1 protein-coding gene and 1 pseudogene are annotated in these 561 nt (G+C 34.4%); one reads left to right on the plus strand and one right to left on the minus strand.

The features are described from left to right. Positions 1 to 335 (plus strand): PTS transporter subunit EIIC (locus TCEL_RS00480; protein ID WP_040683685.1); only part of this gene is annotated, 335 nt, incomplete at its 5' end. On the opposite strand, the pseudogene TCEL_RS00485 reads toward TCEL_RS00480, so the two are convergent. Continuing rightward, a pseudogene (locus tag TCEL_RS00485) lies at positions 328 to 561 on the minus strand (adenylosuccinate lyase); the annotation flags it as partial. The gene TCEL_RS00480 and the pseudogene TCEL_RS00485 overlap by 8 nt on opposite strands.

The raw sequence follows: 561 nt of genomic DNA on the forward strand, positions 1-561 counted from the left end.
TTCCTCCACCTATTGTCCAAGCATTTTTACCAATATTAGTTGCCTTTAGTGCTGCAAAGGAGTTTGGTGCTAATCCATTCTTAGCAGCGGCACTTGGTGGTATAATGATACATCCAGCTCTACAAAATGCTTGGACAATAGGTGGAGGAATTGAAAAGACAATAAATGTGTTCGGATTAAATGTTGCAATGGTAGGATACCAAGGAACAGTATTACCAATACTTATAGCAGTATGGATACTTGGTATAGTTGAAAGAAATGTAAGAAAGATAGTTCCTGAGGTTTTAGATATATTATTAACTCCATTTTTAACAATAATGATTACATCATTATAATAACATCTGTATTGTCACCAACATAACAACTTGTTGCTCCTAAATGAATTATAGGTTTTGCTGTAGGACATTGCATTCCATAAGCATATACATGAGACATAACATCATGCCTTGTTTCTCTCTCTTTGTTCTCAGCCACCTCATAATTAATATCTTCAGCATATTTCTTAAGCTCATCAATTTGTTCATCAGTAATATTTAACCCCAATTCTTTTTCCGACTCAGC

Origin of the sequence: Thermobrachium celere DSM 8682, assembly GCF_000430995.1 — a bacterium.
In the GTDB taxonomy this organism is placed as follows: Bacteria; Bacillota; Clostridia; order Clostridiales; family Caloramatoraceae; genus Thermobrachium; species Thermobrachium celere.